The organism is Streptomyces sp. P3, from assembly GCF_003032475.1.
Lineage (GTDB): Bacteria > Actinomycetota > Actinomycetes > Streptomycetales > Streptomycetaceae > Streptomyces.
Genome location: NZ_CP028369.1, coordinates 7522242 through 7535429 on the forward strand (window position 1 = coordinate 7522242; position 13188 = coordinate 7535429).

The following is a 13188-nucleotide window of genomic DNA, read 5'->3' on the forward strand; positions in this document are numbered from 1 at the left end:
GCGTGTCATGGGACTCATCTCAGAGGTGCTTCTCCTGCCGTTCGCTCCGGTCCGCGGCAGCGGCTGGGTGATCGGCCAGGTACTGGAGGAGGCCGAGCGGATCTACTACGACCCGAGCACCGTTCGGGCTGAACTCGCCCGACTGGAGGAGCAGTTGGACGCCGGTGAGATCACGGAGGAGGAGTTCGACCGGCAGGAGGACCAACTCCTCGACCGGATGGAGATCGCGACGCGCAGAAGCGCGGGAACGGACGACGGGTGGGCAGGATGAACCGAACGGGAATGGGCCTCGCGATAGGCGCCGGCTACCTCCTCGGACGTACCAGGAAGCTGAAACTCGCCTTGGCCGTGGGCTCGCTGGTGGCGGGCAAGAAGCTGAACCTCACACCCAGGGGCATCGCCGACCTGGTCTCCCAGCAGTTGCTGGCCAACCCGCAGTTCAAGGAGATCGGCGACCAGCTCCGCACCGACCTGCGCGGCGTCGGCAAGGCGGCGTCCGGGGCCATGGTCGAGCGGCAGATGGACGCTCTGGCCGACCGTCTGCACGGGCGCACCGCCGAGGTGCGCGACCAGATCGAGGGCGTCGTGCCGGGCAAGGGCGCGGACGACGAGGCGGACGAGGAGTACGACGAGCCTCAGGACGCCCACGAGGACCAGGACGACGAGGAGGACGGCCGGGACACCGCCGAGGACGACGGCGGCGGGGACACGGCCGAGGACACCGCCGAGGAGGACGAGGAGGAGGCGCCGCGCAGGAGGACCGCGGCCAGGAAGGCGCCGGCCAAGAAGTCGGCGAAGAAGGCGCCCGCCAGGAAGGCCCCGGCCCGCACGCCGGCCGCGAAGAAGACCGCGTCGGCCGGGAAGTCGGGCGCGAGGACCGCAGCGAAGACCGCCTCGGGCACCACGTCCCGGTCCCGGCGGCCGAAGGGAGGCGGTGACCGATGACCGAGACTCTCGGATCCGCCAAGTCCGCGACCTCCGCGGCTTCCGGCACCGCGGGCAAGGCGGCCGGCGGCGACGGCGGCCCGCTCTCCGGAATCGCTCACAGCGAGGCCGCCGACCGGCTCAAGGAAGAGGTGCAGGAGTACCTCGCCGCCCAGGCCACCCGCCTGCTGACCGGCGTCGGCCACAAGCTCGGCGACACCACGTCCAAACTCAACGACATCGCCGAGGGCAACAGCCCGGGCTTCGCCAAACTCGCCCTCGACGGCGGTCGGAAGATCGCCGAGGGCAAGGGGCCGCTGCGCTCCGCCCTGGAACTCGGCGCCTCGCGGGCCAAGGACAAGGTGACCGGCGCGCTGAAGAACCTCGGCGGCGGCAAGGGCGGCAAGGGCAAGAAGAGCGCGGGCAAGAAACCGACCGTGATCATGGAGACGATCGACGTCGGCGTCCCGCTGCGCACCGCCTACGACCAGTGGACGCAGTACCAGGACTTCAGCACCTTCGCCAAGGGCGTCAAGAGCGCGAACCGCGCCGACGACACCACGAGCGACTGGCAGGCGAAGGTCTTCTGGTCCAACCGCAGCTGGAAGGCGAAGACCACCGAACAGGTGCCGGACGACCGGATCGCCTGGACGTCCGAGGGCGCGAAGGGCACGACGAAGGGCGTCGTCTCCTTCCACGAGCTCGCCGAGAACCTCACCCGGATCCTGCTGGTCATCGAGTACTACCCCACGGGCCTGTTCGAGAAGACCGGCAACATCTGGCGTGCCCAGGGCCGCCGTGCACGTCTCGACCTGAAGAACTTCGCCCGCTTCATCACCATCAAGGGGGAGGCGCAGGACAGCTGGCGCGGCGAGATCCGCGACGGCGAGGTCGTCACCTCCCACGAGGACGCGATGGCGGAGGAGGAGCGGGACCGGGGCGACGACGGGAACGAGGACGCCGAGGCCCGTGCGGACGACGGCGACGTCGAGGACGACGACGAGCCGCGGGATGCCGAGGACGGCCGCCGGGAGGACGATGAGTACGCCGAGGACGAGTACGAGGACGACGAGGACGAGGCGTACGACGACGAGGAGCAGCCCGAAGCGGAAGAGGGCGGCGAGCCGGCGGACGCCGGGGCCGAGGACGAGTACGAGGAGTACGACGAGGAGGAGCCCGAGGACGAGGACGTGGCCGACCAGCGCAGGAGTCGTCGATGACCATGGCGAGCCGGATGCCGGAGCCGTACGGCCAGGGCGGCGGAGCCAACCTGGCCGACATCCTCGAGCGTGTCCTTGACAAGGGCATCGTGATCGCGGGCGACATCCGGATCAACCTGCTCGACATCGAACTGCTCACCATCAAGCTGCGGCTCATCGTCGCCTCGGTCGACAAGGCGAAGGAAATGGGGATCGACTGGTGGGAGGACGACCCGGCCCTCTCCTCCGGCGCCCGCCGCAAGGAGCTCGCGCGGGAGAACGCCGAACTGCGCGAGCGGCTGGCCCGGCTGGAGGAGCTGACCGAGCCGGAGGAGTCGGCCGAGCCGGAGGAACTGGAGCCGGCCCGCGCGCGGCGGAGACCGCGGCGGGACGCTCCGCGTGAGGCCCGTGGGAACGCCCGGAAGGAGTCCCCGTGAACGGACTGCGCTACGTGTACGCCGTCTGCCGCCCCCTCGGCGCGCCCCTGCAGACCGCCCTGTCGGGCGTGGCGGGGGATCCGCCCCGGCTGCTCGCTCACCACGGCCTGATCGCCGTGGTGAGCCATGTGCCGGAGCGCGACTTCGCGCAGGAGCCGCTCCGCCGCCGTCTGGAGGACCTGGACTGGCTCACGGAGACCGCCAGGGCCCATCAGCAGGTCATCGACGCCCTGACGGCCGTCACCACGCCGCTGCCGCTCCGGCTCGCCACGGTCTTCCGGGACGACAGCGGGGTCCGCGTGATGATGGAGGAGCGCGAGCAGGACTTCCTGCGCACCCTGGACCGGCTCGAGGGGCGGGTCGAGTGGGGCGTGAAGGTGTACGTCGAGCCCGAGGCGCGGGAGCCCGAGCCGGCGGCCGCCAGGCCCGCCTCGGGCCGTGACTACCTCCGGCAGCGGCGTACCCGGGCCCGGGCCCGGGACGACACCTGGCAGCGGGCCGAGGAGTTCGCCGGCCGGCTGCACACGACGCTCTCCGCGCGCGCCGAGGACGCCCGGCTCCACCCGCCGCAGAACTCCGCGCTCTCCGAGGCGTCCGGGCAGAACGTGCTGAACGCGGCCTATCTGGTGCCGCGCGCACAGTCCGAGGAGTTCGTGGAGATCGTGGACCGCACGAAGGGCGAGGAGCCCGGGATACGGGTGGAGCTCACCGGACCGTGGGCGGCCTATTCCTTCGTGGACATGATGGAGGAAACCGGGGCCGGCGGGCCGGGGGAGGACGCATGACCGTCGTGGAGCGCCGCGAGGTCGCCCTCGTCGACCTGCTCGACCGGCTGCTGGCCGGAGGCGTCGTCATCACGGGGGACATCACCCTGCGCATCGCGGACGTCGATCTCGTCCGCATCGACCTCAACGCACTGATCAGCTCGGTGAACGAGCAGGTGCCGTCGCCCTGGGAGGACCTGCTGTGACGGACCGCCGGCACCGTGTCGACCTCGAGCCCGACACCGTCGAGCGCGACCTGGTCAAGCTCGTCCTGACCGTCGTGGAACTGCTGCGCCAGCTGATGGAACGGCAGGCGGTGCGCCGCTTCGACACGGGGGACCTGAGCGAGGAGCAGGAGGAGCGCATCGGACTCACCCTGATGCTGCTCGACGAGCGTATGACCGAACTGCGCGAGCGCTACGGACTGCGACCCGAGGACCTCAATCTGGATCTCGGACCGCTCGGACCGCTCCTTCCCCGCGAATGAGCCGCCGAGGGCCGGTGGGTGGCCGACGGAGGCCGGTGGGGAGATGGGCCGGTGGGGCCGGGCCCGCCCGCGAGCCGCGGGTCGGGCCGGTCGCCGGGTCAGGCGGCCTTGCGGCAGAGGATCTCTCCGTGCAGAACGCCGAACCAGCCGTCCTCCCGCCGCCCCCACTCCCGCCAGGCCTGTGACACGGCCCGCAGCTGTTCCGGTGTGGCGTGCCCGCCCCCGGTGGCGCGCTCCGCGTACGCCGAGGCGACCGTGCGGTCGGCCCACAGGCCGCTCCACCAGGCCCGTTCCTCGGGTGTGCTGAAGGTCCAGGTGGCGGAGGTCGCCGTGATGTCGGTGACCCCGGCCGCCAGGGCCCAGGACTTCAGCCGGCGTCCGGCGTCCGGTTCGCCGCCGTTGGCCCGGGCCACCCGGTGGTACAGGTCCTGCCAGTCGTCCATGCCGGGCGAGGCGGGGTACCACGTCATGGCCGCGTAGTCCGAGTCGCGGACCGCGACGTAGCCGCCCGGCCTGGTCACCCGCAGCATCTCGCGCAGCGCCTGCACGGGGTCGCCGACGTGCTGGAGCACCTGGTGGGCGTGGACGACGCAGAACGTGTCGTCGGGGTAGGCCAGTGCGTGGACGTCGGCGACCGCGAAGTCCACGTTGGCGAGCCCCCGCCCGGCCGCCGTGGCGCGGGCCTGCTCGAGGATCGCGGGGGCGTGGTCGACGCCGGTGACGTGTCCGTCGGGGACCAGGGCGGCCAGGTCGGCGGTGATGGTGCCCGGGCCGCAGCCGATGTCGAGGATCCTCATGTGCGGCTTCAGGGAGCCGAGCAGGTAGGCCGCGGAGTTGGCCGCGGTCCGCCAGGTGTGCGACCGCAGTACCGATTCGTGGTGTCCGTGGGTGTAGGTGGCGGTCTCCCGCGCCTTCGGCATGGCGTTCCCCTCTCGACTGCTCGGCGTACCGGCCGCCCGGTCGCCCGGCGTCGTCACCGTACGCCACCGCTCGCATGATGAGACAGATCGTTCCACCATGTGGACGACCGGAGGGGGGCGGATATTCGGTTTGCCGCGGGTCGGGAGCGGCCCGCAGAATGCCTCACCATGGGACACCTGGAAGCCGCGCACCTCGAGTACTACCTCCCCGACGGGAGGGCGTTGCTCGGCGACGTGTCCTTCCGGGTGGGCGAAGGGGCCGTGGTGGCCCTGGTGGGGCCCAACGGCGCCGGCAAGACGACGCTGCTGCGGCTGATCTCGGGTGAGCTGAAACCGCACGGCGGGACGGTCACCGTCTCCGGCGGCCTGGGCGTGATGCGCCAGTTCGTGGGCTCCGTACGGGACGAGACGACCGTGCGCGACCTGCTGGTGTCCGTCGCACCGCCCCGCATCCGCGAGGTGGCGGGGGCCGTCGACAAGGCCGAGCACGCCATCATGACCGTCGACGACGAGGCCGCTCAGCTCCAGTACGCGCAGGCCCTCTCCGACTGGGCCGAGGTGCGCGGGTACGAGGCCGAGACGCTGTGGGACATGTGCACCACGGCCGCGCTCGGCATCCCCTACGACAAGGCCCAGTTCCGTCTCGTGCGGACCCTCTCCGGCGGCGAGCAGAAACGGCTCGTGCTGGAGGCGCTGCTGCGCGGCGGCGACGAGGTGCTGCTGCTCGACGAGCCGGACAACTACCTGGACGTGCCCGGCAAGCGGTGGCTGGAGGAACGGCTGAAGGAGACCCGCAAGACGGTCCTCTTCGTCTCCCACGACCGCGAACTCCTCTCCCGTGCCGCCGAGAAGATCGTCTCCGTGGAGCCGGGACCGGCCGGCGCCGACGCCTGGGTGCACGGCGGCGGCTTCACCACCTACCACGAGGCCCGCCGCGAACGCTTCGCCCGCTTCGAGGAGTTGCGCCGCCGGTGGGACGAGAAGCACGCCCAGCTGAAGAAGCTGGTGCTGAACCTGCGTCAGGCCGCGTCGATCAGCCATGAGCTGGCGTCCCGCTACCAGGCCGCCCAGACCCGGCTGCGCAAGTTCGAGGAGGCGGGGCCGCCGCCCGAGCCCCCGCGTGAACAGGACATCACGATGCGCCTCAAGGGCGGCCGCACCGGCGTCCGGGCCGTCACCTGCAAGGGGCTCGAGCTCACCGGCCTGATGAAACCCTTCGACCTGGAGGTGTTCTACGGCGAGCGGGTCGCCGTCCTCGGTTCCAACGGCTCGGGCAAGTCGCACTTCCTGCGGCTGCTGGCCGGCGAGTCCGTGGCGCACACGGGGGAGTGGAAGCTCGGCGCGCGGGTGGTGCCCGGGCACTTCGCCCAGACCCACGCCCATCCCGAACTGCTGGGCCGCACCCTGCTGGACATCCTGTGGAGCGAACACTCGCAGGACCGGGGTGCGGCCATGTCCCGGCTGCGGCGCTACGAGCTCACCCAACAGGCCGAACAGGCGTTCGATCGCCTCTCGGGCGGGCAGCAGGCCCGCTTCCAGATCCTGCTGCTCGAACTGCAGGGCGTCACGGCCCTGCTCCTCGACGAGCCGACGGACAACCTCGACCTGGAGTCCGCGGAAGCGCTCCAGGAGGGCCTGGAAGCCTTCGAGGGGACGGTCCTCTCCGTCACCCACGACCGGTGGTTCGCCCGCTCCTTCGACCGGTACCTGGTCTTCGGCAGCGACGGCCGGGTCCGGGAGACCCCGGAGCCGGTGTGGGACGAACGGCGCGTGGAGCGCGCCCGGTAGTCCGCGCCGTCTGTGCGGGGGCGTCCGTGCGGGGGCGTCCGCGCGGGGCAGTCGTGCGCCCGTCGCGGCGCACCGTTCGCAGGTGCGCCGTCCCCCTGCGGCGGGGGCGACGACCTGCACGCAGGCCCGAGGGCCGGAATGTTCGTACAGTGGAGGCAGAGACACGAGCTCCCCGATTCCCTCCCGGGTCCCGCCGCGAGGGAGTGCTGACACCACTCCCGGGCGGGTACCCGGACCGCATGGACGAACACGACGAGCGGGGCACCACGATGACCGGAGTCGACCCGGACCGGCTGGACGACCAGCAGCTGATGAAAGAGCTGGAGACGATCCACCGCACGCGCCACGACACCCTGCTGTACGGCTCGAACGACGCCCTGCGCGCCCACAACGACCGCATGGCCCGGCTGGAGGGCGAGTACCTGCGCCGCAACCCGCGCCGGTTCGTCTCCCCCGGGCGCACCCGCGAGGGAGCCAGGGAACGTGGCGCCGGGCCGAACGGCGGCGCCCGTCAGACCTCGGCCGGGATCAGGGCCACCGGTGAGCCCGGCCCCGCGGCCACGCCCGTCGGCAAGTGGGGCCCGGGCACGGGGAGCGGCCCCGGCGGGGCGTGAGCCCGCACCGGGACCGGACGGAACCGGATTCCGGCGGCGGCTCGGGGCCGTCCGCTGTGTTTCAGGCCGCCTCCTGCGCGAACACGCGCAGGTAGGTCTCGCAGAACGCCTCGAGGTCGTCCGGCTTGCGGCTGGTGACCAGCTTGCCGGGTCCGTGGTCGCAGATCTTCACCCGCTCGTCCACCCAGGTGCCGCCCGCGTTGCGGATGTCCGTCCGCAGGCTCGGCCACGAGGTGAGCACCCGGCCCCGCACGACGTCCGCCTCGACGAGGGTCCACGGCGCGTGGCAGATCGCGGCGACCGGCCGGCCCTGGTCGAAGAAGTCCTTGACGAACGCCACGGCCCTGTCGTCGGAGCGCAGGACGTCGGGGTTCGCTACGCCGCCGGGCAGGACCAGCCCGTCGAAGGAGTCCGCGGACGCCTCTGCGACGACCTCGTCCACGCCGAACGTGTCCGCCTTGTCGAGATGGTTGAACGCCTGGACCTTGCCGGGCTCGGTCGACACCAGAACGGGCTCGTGGCCCGCGTCGACCGCCGCCTGCCAGGGGTCGGTGAGCTCGACCTGCTCGACGCCCTCGGGCGCCGTCAGAAACGCGATGCGCATGGTTTTCCCACGTCCTTTCCGTGTCCTCGCGGCTTGATCCCTGTTCCCGGGGTCCTCGGGGGCTTCGGCAGTCCTCGGGGTTCCGCGAGGTTCCCCGGGGGCACGGCCCGTCCGCCGTGCGTAGACCACCGCGTACCCGAGGACAGCAGGCCGACACGGCCTCGGTGGGAGCCGGCTCTTCCGTTCGCTCCCGGCCCGGCCGGCTCAAGCCCCCTCGACGGCTCCGACGCCGGCTCCGGTCCGGGTCTCGAGCGCGTGCAGCACGGCCGCCATGTCCTCGCCGCCGTGCCCCTGCTCGACGGCCTCGCCGTACAGGGCGTGGCAGACCTCGAGGAGCGGTGAGGCCAGCCGGGTCCTGCGGGCGGCCTCGGCGATCAGCCGGTTGTTCTTCAGGACGTCGGCCGCGGCCGCCTGGACGCTGAAGTCGCGGTTCAGCAGTTTGTCCGCCTTCGTCCGGGAGACGGCGCTGGCCATCGGCCCCGCGTCCAGGACGTCCCGCAGCAGGCGCCGGTCGAGCCCGTGCCGGTCGGCGAAGTGGAACGCCTCCGTGAGGCCCGTGACCAGCGTGATCAGGAACAGGTTCACCGAGAACTTCATCAGCAGGGCCTCCGGCACCGCCCCGCAGGCGAATGTCTCCCGGCACAGCGGGCCGAGCAGCGGCCGTACGGCCGCCACGGCGTCCGCGTCGCCCGCCAGCATCCCCACCAGTTCCCCCTGCTCGGCGGGGACGCGGGAGCCGGACACCGGGGCCTCGACATAGCGGCCGCCCGCGGCCCGGACGTCGCCTTGAAGGCCGTCCGAGTACTCCGCCGAGGTCGTACCCATGTGCACGACGGTGCGCCCGGTGACGCGCGCCGCGAAGTCCGCCGTGCCGCGCGCGAGCACCGCGTCGACCGCGGCCTCGTCGGCCAGCATGAGGATCACGGTCCGGGTCCGGGCGAAGACCTCGGCGGGGCCCGCCGCGACCTCGGCGCCTGCGGCGCACAGAGGGTCGCACCGGCCCGGTGTGCGGTTCCACACCACGAGCGGGACACCGGCACGGGCGAGGTTGAGCGCCATGGGCTGCCCCATGACCCCGAGGCCGATGAAACCGGCGAGACCGGCGAGACCGGCGGATCCGACGTCGTCCACGATGCACCGCGCTTTCCGCCGGGCGGCCGGCGGACCGCTGCCGCCGCAGCCGCCCCCGACTATGACGGCGGTCATAGTAGTCCGCTCTATGACGCCGGTCATAGAGTGGGAGCCGAAGAACCGATCACGGCGGGGGAGGCGGGCGATGGCGGTGTCCGAGCGGGGACCGCGCGAGCGGATGGTCTTCAGCGCCGCCCAGCTGATCCGGCGCGACGGCGTCGCCGCGACCGGCATGCGCGAGGTCGCCGCCCACGCGGGGGCGCCCCGCGGATCGCTCCAGCACTACTTCCCCGGCGGCAAGGAGCAGCTCGTCGACGAGGCGGTGGGCTGGGCGGGCCGGTACGCCGGCAACCGGATCGCCCGCTTCCTCGCCGCGCTGCCCGAGCCGACTCCCGGCGCCCTGTTCGCCGAGATGGTGGGGCAGTGGACGGACGAGTACGCGTCCGCCGGCTTCGCGGGAGGCTGCCCCGTGGCGGCCGCCACCGTGGACCGCGCCCGGACGGCGGCGTCCACCCGGGAGGCGGCCGCCGCCGCGTTCGCCGCCTGGACGGAGCCGGTGGCCCGTGCGCTGACGGACATGGGCGTGCCCGAACAGCGGTCCGGCGCGCTCGCCACCCTCATGATCAGCGCCCTGGAGGGCGCGCTCCTCATCGCCCGCGCCGAGCAGGACGTACGGGCCCTGGAGGCCGTCACCCGCGAACTGCGCCCGCTCCTCGACGCGGCGGCCGGTCCCGGCGCGGCCGGTCCCGGCACGGCGACGACGGGGCAGGACGGCTGACCGCGGGGCTCCCGGTCGCCGGTCTGCCGGACAGCCGACTGCCGGACGGGAGTAATCGGCACCTCGGGCGTCCGCACCGCTGTCCTGCGGGTTCACCCGCAGACGTGACCGGTCGCCCGAACGTTCGCACCCGGCGGTTTTGCCGTTCCGGACCGCCGGCACGCGTGTCTCCTCGACCATGGACGAGACATGACCGCGCACCCGCTCCCTCCCGACTGCCGCGGCCTTCCGCACGCTCACGGCGCGGCCGGTACCGGAGCACCGTCGGCAGTCGGCCTTGCCATGACCACGACGGCCCTGGCCGCCGCCGGCTATCACCTGGTCTTCGCGCGCACCGCGTCGTTCGCCGCCTGCCTTGTGGTGGCACTGGTCTGCTTCGCGGGTGCCCTGCTGCGGCCGCCCGCCTGCGGGTCGGGCACCCTGCTGCCCGACCTCGGCATCATGGTGTCCGCGCAGGTCGCGGCCTTCTGGTGGTTCTCCTTCGCCACCGCCGACCCCGGCCCCGTCGCCGACCCCGTCGGAGGGACGCTCCACGAAGCCGCGGGCGGCGCGATCCATCTGGCGATGACCCTGGTCACGGTGTGCGCGCTGCGCGCCGCGGCACATTCGCGGTTCGGGCTCTCGGGCGTGGTCCAGTCAGGTCTGCGGAGCCTCTTCCGCCGCCTTCGGGCTCTGCTGTCCGCGCGGACGTCCACGGTCCCCGCCGTGGACCCGAGCCGCTTCCCGGGAGCCCGTCCTGCGGACGAACGCTGCCTCTCCGAGGTGCTGCTCACCGGCGCGTCCGGCCGGCGGGGCCCTCCCTAGCGCTGCCGGACCGGTACCGCCCGCACACACGCGACACGTCACCGCACGCCGTCGCGCCGTAAGCCTCCCCCCGCAGGTCCGACCCGCCGCCCAGCTCGCACGACCCCGGCGGACGACGACCTACCTGCCGCGAACCAAAAGACCCAGGGACCCCCCATGACGACTCCACGCATCGACATCGTGCACGCCGGCGAACTCACGCCGGGCGACCTCGCCCTCTGGAACGAACTCCGACGCGCCGCCCCCGCCGCCCCCGCCAACCCCTTCATGAGCGCCGAGTTCACCCAGGCCATCGGCCGGGTACGCCGCGACGCCCGCGTGGCGGTGCTGCGCCGCAAGCGCCAAGCGGTCGGCTACTTCCCCTATCAGCGGGGTCGGTGGGGTCACGGCCGTGCGGTCGGCTTCGGGGTCTCCGACTGCCAGGGCGCCGTCCTGCACCCGGACGACGCACACCTCGACCCGCACCACCTCATGCGCGCCTGCTCCCTGAACGCCTGGGAGTTCAACCACCTCGAGAGCGGCCAGGACCTCTTCCTGCCGTACGCGACGGGCCGGTTCGCGTCTCCCGTCGTCGACCTCGCCCACGGATACGAGGCGTACGCGACCCACCTGCGCGCCCGCTCGCGCAGCCTGCTGAAGACGACCCGGGCCCAGGAGCGCCGACTGGCCCGGCATCTCGGCCCGCTGCGGTTCGTCCACGGCGAACGCAGCCCGGCGGCGCTGCGGACCCTCGTCGGCTGGAAGTCCGCCCACTACCGGCGCACCGGCCGACGCGACCCCTTCACCCAGCCGTGGATCGCCCACCTCATCGCCCTGCTCGCCGACTCGGACTCACCCCACTGTTCCGGCGAACTCTCTGTTCTCTACGCCGGCGACAGGCCCGTCGCCGCCCACTTCGGCCTGCGCTCGCGCACGGTCCTGTCCTGCTGGTTCCCCTCCTACGACCGAAGCGTCGCCACCTTCTCACCCGGACGGATCCTCTACCTGCGCATGATCGAGGCCGCCGCCGCTTCGGGCATCCGGCTCGTCGACTTCGGCCGAGGCGACGCCGCCTACAAGAACTCCTTCAAGACCGGCGACCTCATGGTCCACGAAGGAGCACTGCGCACGTCCGGCCCGGGCGCCGCCCTGCACTGGCTGCGCCATGAGCCGCTGCGGGCAGCCCACCGACTGGTGCGCGAGAACCCCGCCCTCAAAGGCGCGGCGGTACGCACCCTGCGGGCCGTGGGCACGGTCCGGGGCTCCGCCTAGCGTGCTTCCGCGGCGGACCGGGAGAGCCTCCTCGGGCGCGGGGAACCCTGACGGGATCTCCCTCTTTCCTCCAGTCACACCGCTGCCTCAGGAGAGCAACGCTTGCCCGCCACCTCGACGGACCCCTCGGGGCACGGTCCCCGGCCATCAGGCCCAGCCCCTGCCCCAGTACGAACTCGACCCCCTGCTGCACCACCTGGGCCTGCCCGGCCCGGTGAGCCACGCGATCGCGTTCGCGGTGGCGATGACCGTGGTCGTCTTCCTGCGCATGGCGGTCGGCGAAATGGCCCCCACGTCCTGGGCCATCGCCCGCCCGGAGCGATCGGCGATGCTGCTCGCACCGGCCTTCCGCGGCGCGGCGGCACTCTGACCGGGGGACGGCCGCAGGGCCGGGTCCCGGCATGGGCCGGCCCTGCAGCAGGTGCCCTTCGAGCCGAAGAGATGATGTCGTGCGCCGCGCGCGCCCTTCCCGGTGGTGGCCCGGGGCCTCGTCATCGACGGGCGGCGCGCGTCTCCCGCGGACTCATGCCGTAGACCGCCTTGAAGGCGTGGCTGAAGTGGGCTGGGTCCGCGATACCCCAGCGCCCCCCGATGGCCGCGATCGGAAGGTGGTCCATGGCCGGATCGTCGAGATCGCGTCGGCACCGGGCGAGCCGTTGTTCCCGGATCCAGCCCGAGACGGTGTACCCACGCGCGGCCATCAACTTGTAAAGATAGCGGCGGGAGATGCGGTGTGCGGCCGCGATCTCCTCGGGGCTGAGTCCGGGGTCGGAGAGCCGCCGATCCATGTAGACCAGGACCCGCTCCGTGAGCCGCTCCGGGCCGTCCTCCCGGTGGGACCCATCTGCATCGGCGTGCTCCGCGAGCAGGGTTCCGATCAGGTCGACCACGTTCTCGGCGATCCGGGGCACGCTCTGGGCCTCCAGGTGCGCCATCTGCCGCGCCAGCCCGCGCAGGAACGGCAGTACCACCTGGCCGAGGCCGGCCTGGCACGACACCGTGGTCGCCGTCACCCGCGCCAGATCACGCTCCGCCAACTGAAGCATCGCCCGCGGGAACATCAGTACGAGTCCGGTGTGGGAACGGTCGAGTTCGTAGGTGAAGGGGCGACGGGTGTCGTAGACGACCAGCTCACCCGGCCCCACGAGCGCTTGACGGTCCCTCTGGGTGAGCAGGCCCTGCCCGGTGAGCTGCAGGGTGAGCTGGAAGAGGTCAGCGGCGTCAGAGGTGATGTGCCGACGGGTGCGCGCGATGCTGTGCGGTGCGGCCGAGATGACTGACATCTGTACCCGGCCAGCCCTCAGCGTGTGCAGCGACGCACTGAAGGCTGCGCTCTCACGCGGCAGGACCTCCAAGGGCACGAGGTTCTTGCTCACGGCGTCCCGCCAGCATTCCAGTCGCTCGATGGCCGTGCCTTCGCTCGGCGTCGTGATCCGGGGCATACGGCTCTCCTCCCGGTGCGTGAAAGGACCCCGAGGCACTCGTCC

General features: G+C 72.4%; 15 protein-coding genes and 2 pseudogenes. 13 read left to right on the forward strand and 4 right to left on the reverse strand.

All coding sequences use genetic code 11. The features are described 5' to 3' along the window. The first annotated feature begins 7 nt into the window (after nt 1–7). From C6376_RS33200 to C6376_RS33230, 7 genes are read left to right on the forward strand one after another with little or no spacing between them, the layout of a single operon-like run. Nucleotides 8–271: a gas vesicle protein GvpG gene (locus tag C6376_RS33200; protein ID WP_107446730.1), complete on the forward strand. Its 264-nt coding sequence runs from the start codon at nt 8–10 to the stop codon at nt 269–271. Further along, nucleotides 268–945: a DNA primase gene (locus C6376_RS33205; protein ID WP_107446732.1), complete on the forward strand. Its 678-nt coding sequence runs from the start codon at nt 268–270 to the stop codon at nt 943–945. The genes C6376_RS33200 and C6376_RS33205 overlap by 4 nt, the downstream gene beginning before the upstream one ends. Continuing rightward, nucleotides 942–2144 carry an SRPBCC family protein gene (locus C6376_RS33210; RefSeq protein ID WP_107446734.1) on the forward strand — a complete coding sequence of 401 codons (1203 nt, stop codon included), beginning with the start codon at nt 942–944 and terminating at the stop codon, nt 2142–2144. Before C6376_RS33205 ends, C6376_RS33210 begins: the two co-directional genes overlap by 4 nt. Next, entirely contained in the window at nt 2141–2560 is a 420-nt protein-coding gene (locus C6376_RS33215; protein WP_107446736.1) for a gas vesicle protein, read from the forward strand. The genes C6376_RS33210 and C6376_RS33215 overlap by 4 nt, the downstream gene beginning before the upstream one ends. Further along, on the forward strand, nt 2557–3345 hold the full coding sequence (locus tag C6376_RS33220) for a GvpL/GvpF family gas vesicle protein (protein ID WP_107446738.1): 789 nt from the start codon (nt 2557–2559) through the stop codon (nt 3343–3345). The genes C6376_RS33215 and C6376_RS33220 overlap by 4 nt, the downstream gene beginning before the upstream one ends. Next, a complete protein-coding gene (locus C6376_RS33225; protein WP_107446739.1) occupies nt 3342–3530 on the forward strand; it encodes a gas vesicle protein in 189 nt (62 codons plus the stop codon). The genes C6376_RS33220 and C6376_RS33225 overlap by 4 nt, the downstream gene beginning before the upstream one ends. Then, nucleotides 3527–3811, forward strand: a complete 285-nt coding sequence (locus C6376_RS33230) for a gas vesicle protein K (RefSeq protein WP_057582193.1) — start codon at nt 3527–3529, stop codon at nt 3809–3811. The genes C6376_RS33225 and C6376_RS33230 overlap by 4 nt, the downstream gene beginning before the upstream one ends. Nucleotides 3812–3909: 98 nt before the next feature. Here the strand turns inward: C6376_RS33230 and C6376_RS33235 are convergent, their stop codons facing one another. Beyond that, nucleotides 3910–4731 (reverse strand): class I SAM-dependent methyltransferase, encoded by an 822-nt coding sequence (locus C6376_RS33235; protein ID WP_107446740.1) that lies wholly within the window; start codon nt 4729–4731, stop codon nt 3910–3912. Between the two features lie 168 nt (nt 4732–4899). On the opposite strand from C6376_RS33235, the gene C6376_RS33240 reads away from it, so the two are divergent. Further along, a complete protein-coding gene (locus C6376_RS33240; protein WP_107446742.1) occupies nt 4900–6519 on the forward strand; it encodes an ABC-F family ATP-binding cassette domain-containing protein in 1620 nt (539 codons plus the stop codon). Nucleotides 6520–6758: 239 nt separating this feature from the next. Then, a pseudogene (locus C6376_RS33245) lies at nt 6759–7007 on the forward strand (DUF6158 family protein); the annotation flags it as partial. Between the two features lie 187 nt (nt 7008–7194). Here the strand turns inward: C6376_RS33245 and C6376_RS33250 are convergent. Both C6376_RS33250 and C6376_RS33255 read right to left on the reverse strand, forming a co-directional pair. Beyond that, entirely contained in the window at nt 7195–7737 is a 543-nt protein-coding gene (locus tag C6376_RS33250) for a type 1 glutamine amidotransferase domain-containing protein (RefSeq protein WP_107446744.1), read from the reverse strand. Nucleotides 7738–7941: 204 nt separating this feature from the next. After that, nucleotides 7942–8943, reverse strand: coding sequence for an NAD(P)-dependent oxidoreductase (locus tag C6376_RS33255; protein ID WP_107446746.1), 1002 nt, complete (start codon nt 8941–8943; stop codon nt 7942–7944). A gap of 70 nt (nt 8944–9013) precedes the next feature. Between C6376_RS33255 and C6376_RS33260 the strand changes: the two genes are divergently transcribed. The 4 genes and pseudogenes from C6376_RS33260 to C6376_RS33275 form a co-directional block, all read left to right on the forward strand. Continuing rightward, nucleotides 9014–9646 (forward strand): TetR/AcrR family transcriptional regulator, encoded by a 633-nt coding sequence (locus C6376_RS33260; protein ID WP_107446748.1) that lies wholly within the window; start codon nt 9014–9016, stop codon nt 9644–9646. A gap of 282 nt (nt 9647–9928) precedes the next feature. Beyond that, nucleotides 9929–10450: a hypothetical protein gene (locus tag C6376_RS33265; RefSeq protein WP_107446749.1), complete on the forward strand. Its 522-nt coding sequence runs from the start codon at nt 9929–9931 to the stop codon at nt 10448–10450. Between the two features lie 156 nt (nt 10451–10606). Beyond that, nucleotides 10607–11701 (forward strand): GNAT family N-acetyltransferase, encoded by a 1095-nt coding sequence (locus C6376_RS33270; protein WP_107446750.1) that lies wholly within the window; start codon nt 10607–10609, stop codon nt 11699–11701. Nucleotides 11702–11852: 151 nt separating this feature from the next. Beyond that, nucleotides 11853–12053 (forward strand): annotated as a pseudogene (locus C6376_RS33275) (CNNM domain-containing protein); the annotation flags it as partial. A 139-nt stretch (nt 12054–12192) separates the two neighbouring features. On the opposite strand, the gene C6376_RS33280 reads toward C6376_RS33275, so the two are convergent. Beyond that, nucleotides 12193–13143, reverse strand: coding sequence for a helix-turn-helix domain-containing protein (locus tag C6376_RS33280; RefSeq protein ID WP_107446751.1), 951 nt, complete (start codon nt 13141–13143; stop codon nt 12193–12195). Nucleotides 13144–13188 lie beyond the last annotated feature (45 nt).